General features: G+C 74.1%; 1 protein-coding gene. It reads right to left on the reverse strand.

All coding sequences use genetic code 11. The features are described 5' to 3' along the window. The coding region (locus ACFPZL_RS14050) for a histidinol dehydrogenase (RefSeq protein ID WP_382336032.1) at window positions 1-522 on the reverse strand (522 nt) is incomplete at its 3' end. Between the last annotated feature and the right edge of the window lie 151 nt (window positions 523-673).

Consider the following 673-nt stretch of genomic DNA (forward strand, 5'->3'; position numbering starts at 1 on the left):
CACCGCCTCGTGCGGTGCACCGCCGTTGTCGCGCTGCGCCGGCGAGGCGAGCGCCAGGCTCGGCACCCCGGCGGCCTGGGCGGAGACCGCGTTCATGAGCACGGAGGACGGGTAGGCGGCCTTGCCTCCGGGAGCGTAGAGTCCGACCCTGCCGACCGGCTGCCACCGCTGCGTGATCGTCGCGCCGTCGCCGAAACGGGTCACCTGTTCGGCCGGCACCTGGGCCTCCGAAGCGGGCCGCAGCTTCGCGATCAGCTCCTCGAGCGCCGCGCGCACCTCGGGCGGGCAGGTATCGAGCGATGCGGCGATGCGCTCGGGCTGCACCCGCAGTGCGTGCCCGTCGACGCCGTCGAAGTCGCGGGCCTGCTCGCGCAGGGCGGCCTCGCCGCGATCCCGGACCGCATCGACGAGCGGCTTGACCCGCTCGACGGCGGTGCCCGTGTCGACTGCGGCGCGCGGTACCAGGCGAAGCAACTCCGAACGGCCGAGGTGCTGGTGGCGGAGATCGATCGTGCGCATCATCAGGAGTCCATGCTACCGGGCCCGGCTGGGCACCGCCGTACCCGGCGGCGCTGCACTCCTAGCGGTCGACCGGCGCGAGCATGCCGAGCCAGGCGAGCTCGCGCGCATCGGCGACGAGCGCCTCCGCGACGGCGTCGGCATCCACTTCGAG

This window comes from Leucobacter soli, assembly GCF_042659205.1.
In the GTDB taxonomy this organism is placed as follows: Bacteria; Actinomycetota; Actinomycetes; order Actinomycetales; family Microbacteriaceae; genus Leucobacter; species Leucobacter soli.